This is a genomic window from Streptomyces sp. NPDC031365 (assembly GCF_055569765.1).
Window position 1 is genome coordinate 36,812 of sequence record NZ_JBVIIM010000001.1, and the last position, 17,732, is coordinate 54,543.

The 17,732-nt window shown below is 70.9% G+C and carries 21 protein-coding genes; 13 read left to right on the forward strand and 8 right to left on the reverse strand.

Annotation, left to right across the window (positions count from 1 at the left end):
- The first annotated feature begins 9 nt into the window (after positions 1-9).
- Positions 10-1,836, forward strand: coding sequence for a bifunctional metallophosphatase/5'-nucleotidase (locus ACZ5C2_RS00185; RefSeq protein ID WP_468784864.1), 1,827 nt, complete (start codon positions 10-12; stop codon positions 1,834-1,836).
- A 69-nt stretch (positions 1,837-1,905) separates the two neighbouring features.
- On the opposite strand, the gene ACZ5C2_RS00190 is transcribed toward ACZ5C2_RS00185, so the two are convergent.
- The 6 genes from ACZ5C2_RS00190 to ACZ5C2_RS00215 form a co-directional block, all read right to left on the reverse strand.
- Positions 1,906-2,085 (reverse strand): DUF1737 domain-containing protein, encoded by a 180-nt coding sequence (locus ACZ5C2_RS00190; RefSeq protein ID WP_468784866.1) that lies wholly within the window; start codon positions 2,083-2,085, stop codon positions 1,906-1,908.
- A 75-nt stretch (positions 2,086-2,160) separates the two neighbouring features.
- Positions 2,161-3,618 (reverse strand): sensor histidine kinase, encoded by a 1,458-nt coding sequence (locus ACZ5C2_RS00195; RefSeq protein ID WP_468784868.1) that lies wholly within the window; start codon positions 3,616-3,618, stop codon positions 2,161-2,163.
- Entirely contained in the window at positions 3,615-4,355 is a 741-nt protein-coding gene (locus tag ACZ5C2_RS00200) for a response regulator transcription factor (protein WP_468784870.1), read from the reverse strand. Before ACZ5C2_RS00200 ends, ACZ5C2_RS00195 begins: the two co-directional genes overlap by 4 nt.
- 110 nt (positions 4,356-4,465) lie before the next feature.
- Complete coding sequence (locus tag ACZ5C2_RS00205; protein WP_468784872.1) at positions 4,466-5,476, reverse strand: S1C family serine protease; 1,011 nt, start codon at positions 5,474-5,476, stop codon at positions 4,466-4,468.
- Between the two features lie 129 nt (positions 5,477-5,605).
- Complete coding sequence (locus ACZ5C2_RS00210; RefSeq protein ID WP_468784874.1) at positions 5,606-6,628, reverse strand: LacI family DNA-binding transcriptional regulator; 1,023 nt, start codon at positions 6,626-6,628, stop codon at positions 5,606-5,608.
- 107 nt (positions 6,629-6,735) lie between these two features.
- Positions 6,736-7,515 (reverse strand): response regulator transcription factor, encoded by a 780-nt coding sequence (locus ACZ5C2_RS00215; RefSeq protein ID WP_468784876.1) that lies wholly within the window; start codon positions 7,513-7,515, stop codon positions 6,736-6,738.
- A 323-nt stretch (positions 7,516-7,838) separates the two neighbouring features.
- Here ACZ5C2_RS00215 and ACZ5C2_RS00220 point away from each other — a divergent pair, with 323 nt between their 5' ends.
- From ACZ5C2_RS00220 to ACZ5C2_RS00255, 8 genes are all read left to right on the forward strand, one after another.
- Positions 7,839-8,744 carry an alpha/beta hydrolase gene (locus tag ACZ5C2_RS00220; RefSeq protein ID WP_468784878.1) on the forward strand — a complete coding sequence of 302 codons (906 nt, stop codon included), beginning with the start codon at positions 7,839-7,841 and terminating at the stop codon, positions 8,742-8,744.
- Between the two features lie 48 nt (positions 8,745-8,792).
- On the forward strand, positions 8,793-9,053 hold the full coding sequence (locus tag ACZ5C2_RS00225) for a MoaD/ThiS family protein (protein WP_468784880.1): 261 nt from the start codon (positions 8,793-8,795) through the stop codon (positions 9,051-9,053).
- Positions 9,050-10,105, forward strand: coding sequence for a hypothetical protein (locus tag ACZ5C2_RS00230; protein ID WP_468784882.1), 1,056 nt, complete (start codon positions 9,050-9,052; stop codon positions 10,103-10,105). The genes ACZ5C2_RS00225 and ACZ5C2_RS00230 overlap by 4 nt, the downstream gene beginning before the upstream one ends.
- Before the next feature lie 518 nt (positions 10,106-10,623).
- On the forward strand, positions 10,624-11,364 hold the full coding sequence (locus ACZ5C2_RS00235) for an LmeA family phospholipid-binding protein (RefSeq protein ID WP_468784884.1): 741 nt from the start codon (positions 10,624-10,626) through the stop codon (positions 11,362-11,364).
- Positions 11,365-11,559: 195 nt separating this feature from the next.
- Positions 11,560-11,667, forward strand: a complete 108-nt coding sequence (locus ACZ5C2_RS00240; RefSeq protein WP_468784886.1) for a putative leader peptide — start codon at positions 11,560-11,562, stop codon at positions 11,665-11,667.
- Positions 11,668-11,790: 123 nt separating this feature from the next.
- Entirely contained in the window at positions 11,791-12,636 is an 846-nt protein-coding gene (locus ACZ5C2_RS00245) for a sulfurtransferase (RefSeq protein ID WP_468784888.1), read from the forward strand.
- Between the two features lie 41 nt (positions 12,637-12,677).
- A complete protein-coding gene (locus tag ACZ5C2_RS00250) occupies positions 12,678-12,965 on the forward strand; it encodes a DUF1416 domain-containing protein (RefSeq protein ID WP_006348354.1) in 288 nt (95 codons plus the stop codon).
- A gap of 87 nt (positions 12,966-13,052) precedes the next feature.
- A complete protein-coding gene (locus ACZ5C2_RS00255; RefSeq protein WP_468784890.1) occupies positions 13,053-13,313 on the forward strand; it encodes a DUF3099 domain-containing protein in 261 nt (86 codons plus the stop codon).
- Positions 13,314-13,388: 75 nt separating this feature from the next.
- On the opposite strand, the gene ACZ5C2_RS00260 is transcribed toward ACZ5C2_RS00255, so the two are convergent.
- Positions 13,389-13,751, reverse strand: coding sequence for a DsrE family protein (locus ACZ5C2_RS00260; RefSeq protein WP_468784892.1), 363 nt, complete (start codon positions 13,749-13,751; stop codon positions 13,389-13,391).
- A gap of 629 nt (positions 13,752-14,380) precedes the next feature.
- Here ACZ5C2_RS00260 and ACZ5C2_RS00265 point away from each other — a divergent pair.
- Genes ACZ5C2_RS00265 through ygfZ form a run of 3 tightly spaced genes read left to right on the forward strand, consistent with a single transcriptional unit; the run spans position 14,381 to position 16,421 of the window.
- Positions 14,381-14,956: a heme-binding beta-barrel domain-containing protein gene (locus ACZ5C2_RS00265; protein WP_468784894.1), complete on the forward strand. Its 576-nt coding sequence runs from the start codon at positions 14,381-14,383 to the stop codon at positions 14,954-14,956.
- Positions 14,957-15,008: 52 nt separating this feature from the next.
- Positions 15,009-15,446: a Fur family transcriptional regulator gene (locus ACZ5C2_RS00270; protein WP_468784896.1), complete on the forward strand. Its 438-nt coding sequence runs from the start codon at positions 15,009-15,011 to the stop codon at positions 15,444-15,446.
- 9 nt (positions 15,447-15,455) lie between these two features.
- Positions 15,456-16,421: a CAF17-like 4Fe-4S cluster assembly/insertion protein YgfZ gene (gene ygfZ / locus ACZ5C2_RS00275; RefSeq protein WP_468784898.1), complete on the forward strand. Its 966-nt coding sequence runs from the start codon at positions 15,456-15,458 to the stop codon at positions 16,419-16,421.
- A 46-nt stretch (positions 16,422-16,467) separates the two neighbouring features.
- On the opposite strand, the gene dtd is transcribed toward ygfZ, so the two are convergent.
- Entirely contained in the window at positions 16,468-16,893 is a 426-nt protein-coding gene (gene dtd / locus ACZ5C2_RS00280; RefSeq protein WP_468784900.1) for a D-aminoacyl-tRNA deacylase, read from the reverse strand.
- Between the two features lie 177 nt (positions 16,894-17,070).
- Between dtd and ACZ5C2_RS00285 the strand changes: the two genes are divergently transcribed.
- A complete protein-coding gene (locus ACZ5C2_RS00285) occupies positions 17,071-17,703 on the forward strand; it encodes an RsiG family protein (RefSeq protein WP_468784902.1) in 633 nt (210 codons plus the stop codon).
- The last annotated feature ends 29 nt before the right edge of the window (positions 17,704-17,732 follow it).

Below are 17,732 nucleotides of genomic sequence, written 5' to 3' on the forward strand. Positions count from 1 at the left end.
GGGGGGCGCATGCCAGCCACATCCCCGGCGCACCACCAGCGCCGCAGACGCCGTACGAACCGACTTCTCGCGACCGCCGCCGGTGTGCTCACCGCCGGTGCGCTGGCCGCCGCGGCCCTGCCCGGGTCGGCGAGCGCGGACGAGAACCGCGGAAGCGAGAACCAGCGGCACGGCCACCACGGCCGCTACCAGGACGTCCAGCTGCTGTCCTTCAACGACCTGCACGGCAACCTGGAGCCCCCGGCGGGCTCTTCCGGCCGGGTCACCGAACTCCAGCCGGACGGCACGACGAAGACGATCGACGCGGGCGGTGTGGAGTACCTCGCCACGCACCTGCGTGAGGCCCGCAAGGGCAACCGCTACTCCATCACCGCCGCCGGCGGCGACATGGTCGGCGCGTCCCCCCTGATCTCGGGCCTCTTCCACGACGAGCCCACCATCGAGGCGCTGAACAGGCTCGACCTGGACGTCACGTCGGTCGGCAACCACGAGTTCGACGAGGGCGCCGTCGAGCTGGGCCGCCTCCAGAACGGCGGCTGCCACCCGGTCGACGGCTGCTACACGGACAAGGAGTTCAAGGGCGCCGACTTCCCGTACCTGGCGGCGAACGTCCTGAACGAGAAGACCGAGAAGCCCGTTCTCAAGCCGTACTGGGTGTGGAAGCAGAAGGGCGTCAAGGTCGGCTTCATCGGCGTGACCCTCGAGGGCACCCCGGACATCGTCTCGGCGGAGGGCGTGAAGGGCCTGTCCTTCGAGGACGAGGTCGAGACGATCAACACGTACGCCAAGGAGCTGCGCCGCAAGGGCGTGAAGTCCATCGTGGCCCTCATCCACGAGGGCGGCTTCCCGGCCTCGTCCGCCTACAACTACGACTGCGACTCCCCGGGCGCCGGCGACGGCATCTCGGGCCCGATCGCGGACATCGCCAAGAACGTCACGCCGGACGTGGACGCGCTGGTCACCGGCCACACCCACGCGGCGTACGCCTGCACCATCCCGGATCCGTCGGGCAAGCCGCGTACGGTCACCTCGGCCGCGTCCTTCGGCCGCCTGTACACGGACACCACGCTGACGTACGACCGCTGGACGGGTGACATCGCCCGTACGGCCGTGAAGTCGGCGAACCACGTCGTCACCCGGGACGTCCCCAAGGCGCCCGACATGACGCGCCTGATCGACCGGTGGAACACCCTCGCCGCCCCCATCGGCAACCGCCCGATCGGCTACATCTCCGGCGACATCGTGCGCGACGGCACGGAGTCCCCGCTCGGTGACCTGATCGCCGACGCGCAACTGGCGTACGGCAAGACGCTGGACCCGGAGACCGACCTGGCCCTGATGAACCCGGGCGGGATCCGCGCCTCCCTCACCCACGCGGCCAGTGGGAGCGAGGGCGACGGCGTGGTCACCTTCGCGGAGGGCTTCACGGTCCAACCGTTCGCCAACACGGTCAACCTTCAGGACTTCACCGGCGCCCAGCTGATCCAGGCGCTGAAGGAGCAGGTCAGCGGCCCGAACGAGGCGGCTCCTAAGATCCTCCAGATCTCCTCGGGCCTGACCTACACCCTGGACCTGACCATGTCGGGTGCGGACCGCGTCGTCACGGACTCCATCGAGCTCAACGGTTCCGCGATCGACCCGACCGCCACCTACCGCGTCGCGACGAACAGCTTCCTCGCGGGCGGCGGCGACGGCTTCCCGACCCTCGGTCAGGGCACCGACGACCTGGTCGGCGAGGACGACCTGACGGCCCTGGAGCAGTACCTGACAGCCAACTCCTCGGCCACCACCCCGCTCGCCCCGCCGGCGGCGGACCGCATCACGATCGTGCAGTAACGCGCCACCGAGGGGCCGGTACGGGACGCTTCGCCGTCCCGTACCGGCCCCTCGCGCACGCTCGGTCCCCTATCCCATCCACACGACCGCCTGTGCGACGATCACCCGCTCCCCGTCAAAGGTGACGGCGGGCCCTTCGTGCAGCCTGTACCCCATCTCCAGGGCCTCGCTGACCCGCCGGCAGAACGCGGCGTCGTCGGGTCCGGTCAGTACGCGGTACTCGGGCAACCCGTCCGGTGGTGTCGACATGCCCCCACGGTGCCACACACCTCACACGGGCGGGGCCCGAACCGTCGGCCGCTCCGGGAACGGGCGGACGCCTGGCTACGGCACGTCGGGTGGTGGGGTCGGGGCGCCCGGGAGGCGAATGGTGGCCGTGGTGCCGGTGCCGTCGGCCGGGGTCAGGGTCACTTCACCGCCCGCCTGCTGGACCGTGCGGGCCACGATGGACAGGCCGAGGCCGGAGCCGGGCAGGGCTCGGGCGCCGGGTGAGCGCCAGAAGCGGTCGAAGACGTGGGGGAGTTCGTCGGCGGGGATGCCGGGGCCGTGGTCGCGGACGGTGAGGACACCGTCGGTGAGGCGGACCTCGACCATGCCGCCGGACGGGCTGAACTTCACCGCGTTGTCGAGGACGTTGACCACCGCCCGTTCCAGGGCCGCGGGTTCCGCCCGTACGTACCAGGGGTGCACGTCCGCCGTGATCGTCAGTTCCGGGCCGCGCAGACGGACGCGGCGCAGGGCCGAGTCGACGGCGTCCTGCCACGCGACGATCCGGGTGCGGTCCGCGTGCGGGCCGGTGTCCGGACGGGACAGTTCCTGCAGGTCGCCGATGAGGGCGGCCAGTTCCGTCATCTGTGCCTTGACCGAGGCGAGCAGGGCCTTGCGGTCCTCGGCGGGCAGCGGGCGTCCCGTCTCCTCGCTGCGGGTGAGGAGTTCGATGTTGGTACGCAGGGAGGTGAGCGGGGTGCGCAGCTCGTGACCGGCGTCCGCGATGAGCTGCTGCTGCAGGTCGCGGGAGCTGGCGAGGGCGGACGTCATGGAGTTGAAGGAACGGGAGAGGCGGGCGATCTCGTCCTCGGAGTCGTCCTCCACGGGGATGCGGATGCCCAGGTCCTCGGTGCGGGCCACGTGTTCGACGGCCTCGGTGAGTTTGTCGACGGGGCGCAGTCCCGCGCGGGCGACGGCGAGACCGGCGGCGGCCGAGCCGAGCACACCGACACCGGAGACGAGGAGCAGGAGCAGGGCCAGTTCGTTGAGCGTGGACCGGGTGTTGCTGAGCGGCACGGCGGCGACGAAGGCGTGGTCCTGGACCACGGCCCGGCTCAGTGGACCGGTCTTGACGACGACGGCCGTCGTCAGCACCCGTACCCGCTCGCCGTTGCTGTCGGTGCCGTCGCGGAAGACACCCTTCTCGGGGTCCGGTCGCGCGGCCACCTCCCTGTCACCGCCGGTGACATCGATCGCGGCCTCCGAATAGGGCAGGACGCACACCCGGCCGTCCGCGCGGACCAACTGGGCGTACTGCTTGCTGCGCGGGGTGATGGTGCCCGTGTCGGACGGTTCCCGGACACAGGTGTCGGTGAGCTGCTCGAACTCCTCCCGCTGGAGGGTGAGTACCGACGCCTCCAGATCGTCGTCGATCTCGTCGTACAGTTTGCCCTGCACGATGAACCAGCAGGTCACGGAGACCGCCGCCACGGCGAACGCCACCGCCGCCGCCACCAGCAGGGACAAACGCGCCCGGATGGGGAGCGAGCGGAAACGGCGGACCAGACCTGTCACTCCGCGCCCCCCTGCCGCAGCACGTACCCCACCCCTCGCACCGTGTGCACCAGACGCGGTTCGCCGCCCGCCTCGGTCTTGCGGCGCAGGTACATGACGTACACGTCGAGCGAGTTGGACGACGGCTCGAAGTCGAAGCCCCAGACCGCCTTCAGGATCTGCTCACGCGTGAGCACCTGGCGCGGGTGGGCCATGAACATCTCCAGCAGGGTGAACTCCGTGCGGGTCAGCTCCACCGGGCGTCCGCCGCGTGCGACCTCCCGCGTGGCCAGGTTCATGCGCAGGTCGGCGAAGGTGAGCACGTCGTCCGACTCGGCCGAGGCGGCCACCGCCGCCGCGTACGAGATGCGGCGCAGCAGCGCGCGGATACGGGCGAACAGCTCGTCCAGCTCGAACGGTTTGACCAGGTAGTCGTCGGCCCCCGCGTCCAGCCCCGTCACCCGGTCGCCGACGGTGTCGCGGGCCGTCAGCATCAGGATGGGCGTGGTGTCGCCGGTGGCGCGGATGCGGCGGGCGGCGGTGAGGCCGTCCATGCGCGGCATCTGGATGTCGAGGACCAGCAGGTCCGGCCGGTACGCCGCCGTCTTCTCCAGGGCGTCCACGCCGTCGACGGCGACCTCGGTGGCGTACCCCTCGAAGGCCAGGCTGCGCTGGAGCGCTTCGCGTACCGCCGGCTCGTCGTCGACGATCAGGATGCGCTGGGGGGCACGGTCGCCTTCTGCGGGGGCGGGGCTCATCGGGTGTCGGGTTCCTCTGTCTGCGACGGGAGCGCGGCCGGGTGGGCGCCGCTGCGGGGCCTCAGGTGTCGTTTCGGGCTTTCAGCGTCCCACGTTTCCCGGGTGGCGCGTCAGTTCGTCGCGCCGGACCGCAGGTCCGGCAGGTCCGCCTTGACCGTGTCGACCGGGATGGCGAAGCCCAGGCCCACACTGCCCGCGGCGGAGGAGCCCGCGCCGCTCGGCGCGTACATCGCGGAGTTGATGCCGATGATGGTGCCGTTCATGCCGATCAGCGCGCCGCCGGAGTTGCCGGGGTTCAGGGAGGCGTCGGTCTGGATCGCCTTGTAGGTGGTGGTCGAGCCGCCCGTGTCGCCGTTGAACTGCCGGCCGCCGTACTCGAACGGCCAGCCGCCGCCCTGCCGCCCCCGCTGCTGCCCCTGGCTCTCGTCCGTCGAGACGGTCACGTCCCGGTCGAGGGCGGAGACGATGCCGCTGGTCACCGTGCCGGTCAGGCCCTCGGGGGAGCCGATCGCCACGACCTGGTCGCCGACCCGCACGCCGTCGGAGTCGCCGAGGGTCGCCGCCTTCAGGCCCGAGGCGTTCTCGAGCTTGATCAGCGCCAGGTCCTTCTTGCTGTCGGTGCCGACGAGCTTCGCGGTGTACGCCGTGCCGTCGTCGGTGCGCACCTTGATCGAGGATGCCCCGGCGACGACGTGGCTGTTGGTGATGATCTCACCGTCGCCGGAGATGATCACGCCCGAGCCGGTCGACGAGCCGGCGTCGGTGGCGGCCTTGATCTCGACGATGCTCGGGCGGACCGCCGCGGCGACGCCGGACACCGTGCCCTTCTGGCTCGACGGGACGACGTTGGTGCTGGTGGAGCCGGAGGAGGCGACCGTGTCGCTGCCGGTGAGCTCCTGTACGCCGTAGGCGGTGCCGCCGCCGACGGCCGCAGCGACGATCGCTACGGCGGCGAGCAGGGTGGCGGGGCCGCGGGTGCGCTTCCGCCCCGGCGTCGGGGCCGGCGTCGCGGCCGAGGGGTGCGCGGGCGTCGGCGTGTACGCCGGCGGGGGCGGCCACTCGGGGTTCACCTGGTGCGGGCTGCTCTCGTACGCGCCGCTCGGGCGGGGGCTCTCGGTCATGCTCCTGAGCCTCGCGCCCGACGATGAGAGCATCCTGAGTGCTTGCTGAGAAGTCCGACAGAACCGCGTATGCCCGATATAAAGACCGCCGCGGGGGCGTTCAGGGGCGGCGGGTCACGGGTGGTCCGGCTACGCGCAGCCGCAGGACTGACGTGTCACCAGACGCGAGGGGAACACCTTCAGGCGTTCGCGGCGTGAGCCCGCCACCCGCAGGCCGTCGTCGAGGACCAGGTCGACCGCCGAGCGGGCCATCGCCGGACGGTCGGAGGCCACGGTGGTCAGGGGCGGGTCGGCGAGGGCCGCCTCCTTGATGTTGTCGAACCCGGCGACCGCCAGCTCACCCGGCACGTCGATGCGCAGCTCACGCGCGGCGCGCAGGATGCCGATCGCCTGGTCGTCGGTGGAGCAGAAGACCGCCGGCGGGCGGTCGGGGCCGGAGAGGATGTCCAGGCCGATGCGGTAGGCGTCGTAGCGGTTGTACGGGGCCTCGAAGAGGCGGCCCTCCGTCGGTATGCCGGCCTCCTCCATCGCGCGCCGCCAGCCCTCGACGTGGTCCGAGACCGGGTCGCCGACGGCCGGGGTGTCCGCCGTGCCGCCGACACAGGCGACGTACGCGTTCCCGTGCTCCAGCAGGTGGCGCACGGCGAGCCGGGCTCCGCCGAGGTCGTCCGTGACGACCGCGACGTCGTCGATCGCCTCCGGCCGCTCGTGCAGCAGGACGACCCGGGCGTCCCACGCCTCGATCTCTGCGGCGGCCAGGTCGTTCAGCGCGTGGCTGACCAGGATCAGCCCGGAGACGCGCATGCCGAGGAAGGCGCGTAGATAGTGGACCTCGCGCTCCCCGATGTAGTCGGAGTTCCCGACGAGCACCATTTTTCCGCGCTCGGACGCGGCCTGTTCGACCGCGTGCGCCATCTCCCCGAAGAAGGGCTGGCGCGCGTCCGGCACGATCAGACCTATGAGGTCCGTACGCCGTGACGCCATCGCCTGGGCGACTCGGTCGGGCCGGTACCCCAGCTCCTTGATCGCGGCGAGGACGCGCTCGCGCGTGGCCGGGGCGACCGGCCGGGGTCCGTTGTTGATGACATAGCTGACGACGGCGGTGGACGTACCCGCCAGCCGTGCCACATCATCCCTGGTTACCTTGGCCACGCGCGGAGTCTACGCGGATATATCCGGTCCGGGCAGGGCGTGAACGGGGTTCCGAACAGCACGGAAACGGCTCGTATGCGCGAACGCAACGCTCATGCGTGCGCCCGTCACGCCCGCGAGGACGCTCCGGCGGACTTCCCCGCGGTCGTCTCGTCCGTATCCGAGGGCTTTTGCCGGTCGCTCCTGGCCTTCGCCTCGTCGGCGGCGCGCTCCACCTTTTCGGGCGTAACGAATCGATAACCGACGTTCCGGACGGTGCCGATCAGCGACTCGTGCTCGGGGCCGAGCTTGGCGCGCAGGCGTCGTACGTGCACGTCGACCGTGCGGGTGCCGCCGAAGTAGTCGTAGCCCCACACCTCCTGGAGCAGCTGTGCGCGGGTGAAGACCCGGCCGGGGTGCTGCGCGAGGTATTTGAGGAGTTCGAACTCCTTGAAGGTCAGGTCGAGGACCCGGCCCTTGAGCTTCGCGGCGTACGTCGCCTCGTCGACGGACAGGTCGCCGTTGCGGATCTCCATCGGGGAGTCGTCGTTGACGATCTGCTGGCGGCCCATGGCCAGGCGCAGGCGTGCCTCGACCTCGGCCGGGCCCGCGGTGTCCAGCAGCACATCGTCGATGCCCCAGTCCGCGGTCACCGCGGCGAGGCCGCCCTCCGTCACCACCAGGACGAGCGGACAGCCCGGTCCGGTGGAGCGCAGCAGCTGGCACAGGCTGCGGACCTGAGGGAGGTCACGGCGGCCGTCGACGAGGATGACGTCCGCGCCGGGGGTGTCGACCAGGGCCGGGCCCTCCGCGGGGGCCACCCGCACGTTGTGCAGGAGCAGGCCGAGGGCGGGGAGCACCTCCGTCGACGGCTGGAGCGCGTTGGTCAGGAGCAGCAGCGAACTCATCGTGTCTCCTCACCTGCCAGGATGTGCGTCACTCGGATCCTGGCCGCTCGGATGCGGGCCGGTCGTCCGGTCCCGGCTGCCTGGCTCGGGGCCGTCCTGCGGTCGTGCACGGTTCGCTCGCCCATAACGTCTGGTTCCTCCTCGGTCCCTGCGATGGGGGCACCTCCCACGCCGTTCAGGCGGTGGGGGAGTTTACGGCTTGCTGCGTGCGTTCGACGGCCCGTACACCGGCGGTTTCCCGCGTTCGTATACAACGCTTCCGAAAGCACAAAAGGACCCGGGGGCTTCACTGCCCGAGTCCTCTTCGCAGCAGAATAGCCGACATGAGCACCGGCCCGGCAGGTCATGTGGCGCGATCCACCGATCGTTCCGCCATTCGTCCATATTCCGAGACGCGTGGGGTAACGCGCGGTGATCGGCCTTTGCGGACGTTCTTGCGCACCGCGGACGGTGTGGCCATCGATTCCGTATACGAACCGGGAACCGGTTCTTCCTGCGATCTCGTGTTCGTGGTCGCGCACGGGTTCACCGGGGACGCGGACCGTCCGCATGTGCGGCGGGTGGCGCGGGCCTTCTCGCGGTACGGCGGCGTCGTGACGTTCTCCTTCCGGGGGCACGGGACGTCGGGCGGGCGGTCGACCGTGGGGGACCGGGAGGTGCTCGACCTCGCCGCGGCGGTGGGGTGGGCGCGTGAGCTGGGACATGCCCGGGTGGCCACCGTCGGGTTCTCCATGGGGGGCTCCGTGGTGCTGCGGCATGCCGCGATCAGCCGTGAGGCGGGGGGCGATGCCGTGGTGTCCGATGCCGTGGTGTCCGATGCCGTGCTGCCCGATGCCGTCGTGCCCGATGCCGTGGTGTCCGTGAGTGCGCCCGCGCGGTGGTTCTACCGGGGCACCGCCCCCATGCGGCGGCTGCACTGGCTCGTGACCCGGCCCTCCGGGCGACTGGTGGGGCGGTACGGACTGCGTACGCGGATCCATCACCGGCAGTGGGATCCCGTGCCGCTGTCGCCGGTCGAGGCCGTACCGTGGATCGCGCCGACCCCGCTGCTGATCGTGCACGGGGACCAGGACGGGTACTTTCCGCTCGACCACCCCCGGATGCTGGCGGCTGCCGCCGGGGAGCACGGGGAGCTGTGGGTCGAGGCCGGCATGGGGCACGCGGAGAACGCGGCGCCGGAGCCGCTGCTGGGGCGGATCGGGGACTGGGTGGTCGCCCGGGCGGGCTAGCCTGACGGTGTTCACCGTCAACCGATTTTCCGATTGAGGAACCAGCAGATGGCAAAGGTCACGGTGCGGTACTGGGCCGCCGCCAAGGCCGCGGCCGGGGTGGCCGAGGAGGCGTACGAGGCGGACACGCTCGCCGACGCGCTCGACGCCGCGCGCGCACGGCACTCCGGCGAACTGACGCGCGTCCTGCTGCGGTGCTCGTTCCTTGTCGACGGTGATCCCGTGGGCAAGCGCGCGCACGACGCGGTACGGCTGGCCGACGGCGGCACGGTCGAGGTGCTTCCGCCGTTCGCAGGAGGGTGTCGATGACGAACCAGCCGTACGGGTCTCATGAGCCGCACCAGTCCTATGAGCCGCAGCCGCATCAGTCGTACGAGCCCTCTCAGTCGTACGAGCCGTACCAGCAGCAGCAGGTCTGGCCCGGACAGCAGCAGGCGTACGACGATCCGTACGCCGATCAGCAGCACATGCACACCCAGCAGTGGCAGGGGCAGACGTGGGAGACGCGGGTGCAGCCGCCGGTGGCCGCGGTCGTGCCTGAGGCCGTGCCCGTTGCCGGGGAGACACCGTCGCTGCCTGAGCAGGATTACGGGCCGGCCACCTTGGGCGGGAACTCGCGTGTCACCGACGCCCAGCGGGCGCGGGCGGAAGGGCGCTCGCCGGTCATCGAGCCCGGGATGCAGCCGGCGCTGCTCACGGCGGTGCTGGGGCTGCTGCTGGCGGGTGGGGCGGCGCTGGGTACCTACGCGCTGCTCGTGCCGCTGGTGGTGCTGCAGGGGGTCACGGCGGCGGGCTGGTTCCGGCTGAACGGGATGTGGCCGGCCCGGCAGGGGATCGCACTGGGATTCCTGGGCGCGCTGGTCGCGGATGCGGCGCTGCTGGTGTCGGACCGGTCGCCCGCGGCGATTCTGGGGACGCTGGGGGTGTGGGTGCTGCTGTCGCTGGTGTTGCAGCTGCGGTCGCACGCGGATCCCGATGAGCGGATGTACGGACTGATGGCGACGGTCGCCGCGGCGGCGCTGGCGATCGCGGCGGGCGGGTACCTGGCGGCGGACGCGGATGCGGTGACCGTGGGCGCGGTTGCCGTGGCGGCGGCCGTGGTGGCGCGGGCACTGCCGCTGCCGACCGCGGCGTCCGTGGCGGTCGCGCTGCTGGTGGCGGCCGGGGCGGGGTTCGGGGTCGCGGGGACGGATGTCCCGGGTGCGGTGCTCGGTGCGGGTGCGGCTGTCTGCGCGCTGATCGGTCACCGGGTCGCGAGCTACGACTATCCGTCGCGGTTCGTGCACTTCACGGCGGGTGTCGCGCTGCCGCTGGCGGCGGCGGGGCCCGCGGTGTACGTGCTGGGCCGCGTCGTCGCCTGACGGCCGCCGGCCGTGTGCCCGCGGCGCGCCCGTCTCTCGGGTGGGGGCGGGTGCATGCCTGCGGTGGGCGCGGCCGGGCCGGGGCCCTCCTCGGACCGGCGCGGGAACAGGCCGGCTGGTGGGACTGAAAACGCGGACGCGTCAGTCGCTGCGGGCGGCCACCCCGCCCCGTCCCCTTCCCGCCGCGGAGGGCCACCGCGCCCACCGTCGTCCACACCGGAACGCCGTACGCGGCTGCCGTCGTGCCGCGGTTGCCCCACCCTGTCCCTCGAGGGCTGCCGCTGCCAGGTTGTGTGCAGCGGGTTCTGCTTCTCTCGCCGGCCGGTGGGAGCGCCCGTGCGCGGGTGCGGCGGCGCTGCCGCCGAGGGCGCCGCCCGCCGCCCCGTCCGTGCGGTGCCCTGTCACAGCTGATCGACAATCTTCCGGACCACACATACCCGCGAGTTACCCTCGCGCAGGACGGCCACCCGGTCGTCGGGGAACGCCGTCGTCAACAGCCCAGGTGGGGGAAACACCGCATGCGCGCACTGCGAATACTGCTCATCGTCCTTGTGATACTGGGCGGAATCTTCGTGATCGTGGACCGTGTCGCGGTCAACCTCGCCGAGGGCGAGGCGGCGGACCGTCTGAAGGCGAACGAGAACCTCGCGACCACCCCCGACGTGTCCATCAAGGGCTTCCCCTTCCTCACGCAGGCGATCGGCGGCACCCTCGACGAGGTGCAGGTCGGCATCGAGGGCTACGAGGCCGGCACCGGTGACGGCGCCGAGAAGATCCGTATCGGCGATCTGCGCGCCGACATGAGGGGCGTCGAGTTCTCCAGCGACTTCGGCTCCGCCGTCGCCGACAGCGCCACCGGCACGGCGACCGTCGCCTACGGCGAACTGCTGAAGAAGGCCGCGTCCGAGCCCACGCAGGTGGCTCCCGGTGTCACGGCCAAGGTCATCGGCCTCTCCGACGGCGGCAACGGGAAGATCAAGGTGGCGGTGGAGGCCACCGTGCTCGGCAACAAGCTGCCCGAGCCGGTCGCGGTGCTCAGCTCCGTGACGGTCGTGGACGGGGACACGGTGCGGGTGAAGGCCGACGCGCTGCCCGAGTTCGGAGGGGTCGCGCTCGCCGAGTCGCGGGTGCGGCGGATCACCGACTTCGAGCAGAAGATCTCCGGACTGCCCGGCGGCATCAGGCTCGACAGGGTCGAGGCGGCCGAGAGCGGCGTGGACATCGTGGTGAAGGGCTCCGACGTCCGTCTGGTCGGGTAAGGGGCGGTTTGCCGGAGGTCGTGTCCGTCAGGCGAGACGGAGGCGTCCGTAGTGCAGATGGGGTGGCGGGCGGCCGGGGTCCGGAGCGGTCGGGTGTGGCGCTCAGGGATACGTCATCCCGGATGACGGACGATCTCGTCTCACCATGCGACACGCCGGTGACAGGCCTGCCCTGTCGTCCTTACGATCGACCCCATGCGGTGTCAGACAAGCGTCCTCCAGTCGCGGGGACAGGCGGATCTCACGAAGCGGCGGGCAGTGGACCTGTGCCGTGTCGCCGCCATGCTCTGTCGCACTTTCTGAGCGGACGCGTCGACGTCCGCACTCTCGCCCCGCCCTGCTGAGGGCGCCCGTGCGCCGGCCCGCCCCGGGTGCGCACCCCTCTCATTCGCACGCCCCGCCGCAACTGCCCCGGAGGAGAAAAGCATGAGCCGCAGCGACGTCCTGGTCGACGCCGATTGGCTCCAGGAGCACCTGGACGACCCGACCATCGCCATCGTCGAGGTGGACGAGGACACGTCCGCCTACGAGAAGAACCACATCAAGAACGCCATCCGGATCGACTGGACGAAGGACCTCCAGGACCCGGTCCGCCGTGACTTCGTCGACCAGGCGGGCTTCGAGAAGCTCCTGTCGGACAAGGGCATCGGCAACGACCACACGGTCGTTCTCTACGGCGGCAACAACAACTGGTTCGCGTCGTACGCCTACTGGTACTTCAAGCTGTACGGCCACGAGGCCGTCAAGCTCCTCGACGGCGGCCGCAAGAAGTGGGAGCTGGACGCCCGCGAGCTGGTCCCCGGGGACGAGGTGCCGGAGCGCCCGAAGACCGACTACCGGGCCAAGCCGCAGGACGCGTCCATCCGCGCCTTCCGCGACGACGTGGTCGCCGCGATCGGTTCGCAGAACATCGTCGACGTGCGTTCCCCCGACGAGTTCTCCGGCAAGCTGCTGGCTCCGGCCCACCTGCCGCAGGAGCAGTCGCAGCGTCCCGGCCACGTGCCGAGCTCCCGCAACATCCCGTGGTCCAAGAACGCCAACGACGACGGCACCTTCAAGTCCGACGACGAGCTCAAGGCGCTCTACGAGGACGAGCAGGTCGACCTGGCCAAGGACACCATCGCCCTGTGCCGCATCGGCGAGCGCTCCGCGCTGACCTGGTTCGTGCTGCACGAGCTGCTCGGTGTGGAGAACGTCAAGAACTACGACGGCTCCTGGACCGAGTACGGCTCCCTCGTCGGCGTGCCGATCGAGCTCGGCGCCGGCAAGTAGTCCTCCCACCGACCTTTCCAGAACCCCCTCAGGAGTAAGACATGTGCGGTGCGAAGGCCGGCGGCCCGGACGCCTCGACGATCAAGCCCGGTGAGACCACCATCCAGGGGCAGGTGACCCGCGACGGCGAGCCGGTGACGGGCTACGTCCGCCTGCTGGACTCGACCGGTGAGTTCACCGCGGAGGTCCCCACCTCCGCCACCGGACAGTTCCGCTTCTACGCGGCGGAGGGCACCTGGACCCTGCGCGCCCTGGTGCCCGGCGGTACCGCCGACCGCACGGTCGTCGCCCAGCAGGGTGGTCTGGCCGAGGTCGCGATCGCGGTCTGAGGACACGAGAACGGCTGAAGGGCCGCATCCCACGGGTTGGACGCCCGGGAGGCGGCCCTTCGGTGTGTCCGGACCTAGGCTGGAGGTATGTACGCGCGCAGGCGGCATGTCTATTTCGTCATGATGGGAACCTGTATCGGGCTGTTCGTCCTGGCGTGGGGTGTGGTGCGGCTCTGGTCGGTGTCCGCCGCCGTGGCGATGTGCCTGGTCGCCATGGTCATCCCGCCGCTCGCCGCGATGGTCGCCAACCGGCGCGGCCCCGAGGACCGCTGGTGGGACGACCCCTCCGGTGACCCGAAGTCCGACGAGTGGTGGGACGAACTGGACGGCAGGAAGCGCCCCCGGTAGGAACGGGGCGCGCGTGACGCTCGCAGGCCGTCAGACGCGGGACGGGCATCCGTTCCGTCTGCGGGTGCCGGCCGCTCAGTAGACGAGCGCCTGGGTGCCGTCCGTCATCGCCTCCTGTACGAAGACCTGCGCGCCGGCGATGCGGACGCCCTCGATGACGTCCTTCTCCGTGATGTCGCGCCGGGCCGCGCACTGGGTGCACAGGGTGACCCGGCCGCCCGCCAGGATCGAGTCCAGCAGGTCGGGCAGCGGGGCGGCGTGCGGCAGTTCGAACTCGGCGGCACGGTCCGGCAGGGCGAACCACGCGGACTCCCCGGTGAGCCACAGGGAGACCTCGACACCGCTGGCCGCGGCCACCGCCGCCACCGTGAACGCCTGGGAGCAGCGTTCGGGGGCGTCGGTTCCGGCGGTCACCTTGATTACAAGCTTCTTGGCCATGCCTGGATCGTAATCACCTCGCCCACAACTGCGGGTGTGACATATGGGTCTCCAGTGAGACGCGAAACGGTTCGCGTCCTCACTTCTGAGGGGACGGTGTGGAAGATCCCGACAGACCCGCGGAAACCGTCGGGGCCGGGGACACCGAGTCCGCCGTGCAGGCGCCCCGGCGGAGGTGTCCTGGCGGTCCGGCGTGACGGGCAGCGTTTACCGTCTGTCTGACGCAGTTCCGCCAGGTGAGCAGCATGGGCGCGTCCACATGCGCCGAGAACGGCTTCCACTGGGCCAGTCGCGAGGACGACCGGTGACGTCGTCGCCCTGATCGTCCAGTCCCGCAAGGGCACCACGGCGGCGGTCCCCTTCCAGCAGACGGTGGCGTTGCAGAGCCAGCCGCTGAGCTGACCGGCGGTGAGGACCCACCTCACCCCGAGGGCCGGGCCCCGGCCGCGTAAGCTGGGGGCCGGCCCCGTGCACATGCACCGCACCCCCGCTCAAGGAGCACCCCGTGGTTATCTTCTTCGAAGCCCTGCTGGTCCTGGTCGCCGTCGGCGTTCTCGCCTTCGCCGGGCTGACCGTGAAGAAGCTGTACCAGGGCCAGCGCTGATCACCGACGCCAGGAAGTTCCGCTCATGATCGAGATCCCGTCCGACCTGCACAAGGACCTCGTCCCGCTCGCCTTCCTGCTCGGCGACTGGGCGGGCGTGGGCGTGCACGACTTCCCCGGCGCCGAGAAGTGCAACTTCGGCCAGGAGGTCACCTTCACCCACGACGGCCGGGACTTCCTGGAGTACAGCTCCCACACGTGGGTGCTGGACGGCGACGGCAACAAGGTCAGGGCGCTGGAGTCCGAGCACGGTTTCTGGCGGATCGACGCCGACCGCAAGGTCGAGGTGACGATGACCCGCGACGACGGCGTCATCGAGATCTGGTACGGCGAGATGGCCGCCCAGAAGCCGCAGATCGACCTGGTCACGGACGCGGTCGCCCGCACCGCCGCCTCGGGCCCCTACAGCGGCGGCAAGCGGCTGTACGGCTACGTCAAGAGCGACCTGATGTGGGTCGGCGAGAAGCAGACCCCCGAGGTCGAGCTGCGGCCCTACATGTCGGCGCACCTGAAGAAGGTCGTCACCCCGGAGGAGGTCGAGCGCTGGGCCAAGGCCCTGCCCGACGACATGCCGGACGACGGGATCGCCTTCTTCAAGTAGTCCCGCGCCCGGACGTTCGGGGTCCCGCACGCGCACGGCCTAGACTCGTGGTGTGGTGAGCACCGACTGGAAGAGCGACCTCAGGCAGCGCGGCTACCGGCTGACGCCGCAGCGCCAACTCGTGCTCGAAGCCGTGGACACCCTGGAGCACGCGACCCCCGACGACATCCTCGTGGAAGTGAGGAAGACGGCGTCGGGGGTCAATATTTCCACCGTCTACCGCACGCTGGAGCTGCTGGAGGAACTGGGCCTGGTCAGCCACGCCCACCTCGGTCACGGCGCCCCGACCTACCACCTCGCGGACCGGCACCACCATCTGCACCTGGTCTGCCGCGACTGCACCGACGTCATCGAGGCGGACGTGGAAGTCGCTGCCGACTTCACCGCCAAGCTGCGTGAGCAGTTCGGTTTCGACACCGACATGAAGCACTTCGCGATCTTCGGCCGGTGTGCGGACTGCGCCGGGAAGGCATCATCCGCAGAGTCGTAGGCTTGGCATATGAAGAGCCCCCTGCTGACCCTGCCCGGCGCCGTCCCCGCCGAGGGCGTGGACGAAGGCGTGGCCGCCCACTACGGCGACCTGTTCCGCGAGCAGCGCGCCCTCGCCGACGGCACCGGTTTCGTCGACCTGTCCCACCGCGGGGTCGTCACCGTCACCGGGCCCGAGCGGCTCGGCTGGCTGCATCTGCTGCTCACCCAGCACGTCAGCGAGCTGCCGCCGCACCAGGCCACCGAGGCCCTGATCCTCTCCGCCCACGGCCACATCGAGCACGCGCTCTACCTGGTCGACGACGGTGAGACGGTCTGGGCGCACGTCGAACCCGGCACCCAGGAAGCGCTGATCGCGTATCTGGAGTCGATGAAGTTCTTCTACCGGGTCGAGGTCACCGACCGCACCGCCGACATCGCGGTGGTGCACCTGCCGGCCGGGTCCATCACGGAGGTGCCGGAAGGCGTCGTCGTCCGCGAGACGCCGTACGGACGGGAGGTGTTCCTGCCCCGGGGCGAGCTGGAGTCGTACGCGCAGAAGGCGGGACCGCCGGCCGGGCTGCTCGCGCACGAGGCGCTGCGGGTCGAGCAGCAGCGGCCGCGGCTCGGGTTCGAGACCGATCACCGCACCATCCCGCACGAGCTGGGCTGGATCGGTGGCGCCGTGCATCTGCAGAAGGGCTGCTACCGGGGTCAGGAGACGGTCGCGCGGGTGCAGAACCTGGGCAAGCCGCCGCGGCGGCTGGTGTTCCTGCACCTGGACGGCAGTGAGGTGCATCTGCCCGCGCCGGGGACCGGGATCCGGCTGGCGGACGACGGTCCGGACGGGCGGAAGATCGGGTTCGTCACGACGTCCGCACGGCATCACGAGCTGGGGCCGGTGGCGCTGGCGCTGGTGAAGCGGAACGTGCCGGTGGACGCGCGGCTGATCGCGGGGGACACGGCCGCCGCCCAGGAGACCGTGGTCGAGCCCTGAGCCGTACGACCCGTGCGGGTGCGCGGGGACGTGCTGCGGCGCGGGTTCAGATCTCCAGCAGGACCGTGAACGGGCCGTCGTTGGTCAGCGACACCCTCATCCGTGCGCCGAAGCGGCCCGTCGCCACCGTGGCGCCCAGGGCGCGCAGCCGCGCGACCACCTCGTCGACCAGTGGTTCGGCGAGGTCGCCGGGGGCGGCGGCGTTCCAGGTGGGGCGGCGGCCCTTGCGGGCGTCGCCGTAAAGGGTGAACTGGCTGATCACCAGGAGCGGGGCGCCGGTGTCGCTGCACGACTTCTCGTCCTGGAGCATCCGGATCGACCAGAGCTTGCGGGCGAGCTGTGCCGCCTTCTCCTTGGTGTCCTCATGGGTGACGCCGACGAGGACGCACAGTCCCTCGCCCTCGATCGCGCCCACCGTCTCGCCGTCCACCACGACGCTCGCGTCGTCGACCCTCTGCACCACTGCACGCATACGACCATGATGCCGGTCGGCGAACAGCCGGACGACGGCGGCCCGCGCCTGCCCCCGGTCGGGCTATTTTTACTCCTTAGCGCCCATCTGGGGCGGATCGGGGACACTCGCTCACATAGCGGCCGCTTGGGGTGGCACGATGCTGGCACATGCCGGTCGAGGGGACGGTTGAGGCACATGAGCACACCGGGAGTCGGACAGCCGCCCGCGGCTGTTCCGTTGACCCAAGCGGGAACCGCGGAACGGGAGTTCTGCCGACCGCCCACACAGCGCACCGACAGTCCGGTGCTGCCCGAGGAGGGGCGAGCAGCCGACGTGACCGCGATCGGTCTGCCGGAGCTGCGCGCGGTGCGCCGTGACGCACAGCGGGACGAGGCCGACCTCAGTTATGTGCGGCGGCTGCTCCAGGGGCGGATCGACATCCTGCGGGCGGAGCTGGCCCGGCGCGTACCGAAGGGTGTTCCCTCCGTCGTCACGGCGCGGGACGCGTCCGTGGTGGAGCGGCTGTCGGAGATCCTGCGGGACGGTCCGGCCCGGCACCGTTCCTCCGCCCGCCATGTGACGCTGGGGACGCCGCGGAGTGAGGAGTACCGGCGACTGGCGGCCGAGATGCTCGCGGAGGTGGAGTTGTCCGACCTGGTGGCACGTACGGACGGGGAGCTGAACACCGCGATGGGGCGGCTCGTGCGCTACGAGCAGCAGGTGTCCCGGCGGCGGCATCGCCTGCAGCGTACGGCCGACGAGTGCAGTGCGGAGATCGCGCGCCGGTACCGGGAGGGGGAGGCCCAGGTCGACGACCTGCTCGCCTGAGCCGGGCCATCCGGGGCCGGGGAAAACCT